This is a genomic window from Modestobacter sp. DSM 44400 (assembly GCF_900107175.1).
In the GTDB taxonomy this organism is placed as follows: domain Bacteria; phylum Actinomycetota; class Actinomycetes; order Mycobacteriales; family Geodermatophilaceae; genus Modestobacter.
In genome coordinates this window covers 1-1,424 of the sequence record NZ_FNOZ01000164.1, presented here as the reverse complement: position 1 = coordinate 1,424, position 1,424 = coordinate 1, and the positions used below count along the sequence as shown (strand labels likewise).

General features: G+C 69.2%; 1 protein-coding gene. It reads right to left on the bottom strand.

The features are described from left to right. Positions 1-6 precede the first annotated feature (6 nt). Positions 7-1,314 carry an ISL3 family transposase gene (locus tag BLW04_RS25490; RefSeq protein WP_139307053.1) on the bottom strand — a complete coding sequence of 436 codons (1,308 nt, stop codon included), beginning with the start codon at positions 1,312-1,314 and terminating at the stop codon, positions 7-9. Between the last annotated feature and the right edge of the window lie 110 nt (positions 1,315-1,424).

Below are 1,424 nucleotides of genomic sequence, written 5' to 3'. Positions count from 1 at the left end.
GGCTCTTCACGATCCAGGGTGTAGTCGGGGTCTGAAGCCGCCGGTCTCCAGGAGTGATCTGGCGATGTAGTTGGTCAGGTTGCGGAATCCGAGGGCGGAGCCGCGGAGGTGTTCGAGTCGGCCGTTGATGGCCTCGGTCGGGCCGTTGGACGTGCCGGGGCGGTCGAAGTAGGCCAGCACGTCGGCGGCGCGCTTGTTCAGGGTTCGCCCGAGCGTGATGACCTCGCTCAGGGCGCCGGGGACGCCGTGGCTGACCGAGGTGATCAACTTCTCCATGAGGTCGCGGCCTCGGGTCCGGTCGGGCTCGCGGTAGGCGCCGATCATGCGCTGGTAGATCCCCCAGGTCGCTTCGACCTCGACGTGCTCGTCGGTCGCGAACAGATCGTGCAGCAGGTTTTTCTGCTTGTCGGTGAGCAGGTCGGCGCCGGTGTGCAGGGTCCGCCGCGCGCGGTAGAGCGGGTCGCCCTTGCGGCCCCGGTGCCCGCGGCTGTCCTGCTGAATCCGGCGCCGGCACTGATCCAGCGCGTCGCCGGCCAGTCGCACCACGTGGAAGGGATCCATCACCGCGACAGCGTCGGGCAGTTCCTCGGTAGCGGCTGTCTTGAACCCGGTGAAGCCGTCCATCGCGACGACCTCCACGGCGTCGCGCCACGCCTGGGGCCGCTCGGTGAGCCAGGTCTTGAAGGCCTGCTTGGAACGGCCCTCGACCATGTCGAGCAGCCTGGCCGGCCCGGTGCCCTCGCGGATGCCGGTCAGGTCGATGATCACGGTGACGTACTTGTCGCCACGGCGGGTGTGTCGCCAGACGTGCTCGTCGACCCCGATCACCCTGACGCCGTCGAACCGGTCGACCTCGTCGATGAGGACGCGCTTGCCCTCGGCCAGGACCGCATCGTTAGCGGTGTTCCACGAGACCCCGAGACCTTCGGCGACGCGGGCCACAGTCAAGTGCTGGCACACGATGCCTTCCAGGGCCCACCGCAGGCCGCGGCGCGACAGCTTCGCCCGCGGCTCGGCGGCCTTGCTGGTGTCTTGGCGCCACACGTGCCCGCAGCCGGTGCACCGGTAGCGGCGGACCGTGACCAACAAGGTCGTGGGGCGCCAGCCCAGCGGCTCGTGCGCCAGCCGCCGAACCACCGTGTCACGGGGCACTCCCTCGCAGCCGCAGCGGCGGCACCACTGGTCCGGCTCGACGACCCGGCACGCCAGGACCGCACGGTCGGGTTCGAGGCGCTGTCCGACGACTTCAAGGCCGAGTCCGTCCAGGCGAGCGAACGTGGTCAGGTCAGGGCAAGCGAAGGTAGCGTCGGGCACGTCGAGGTCTTCCAGATGGGCAGCGTCAGAACTCCCATCTTCGGAAGACCTCGACCCTTATCCGGCGACCGACGCGCCGACCGGCTCTACACCCTCAACTGCGAAGAGCC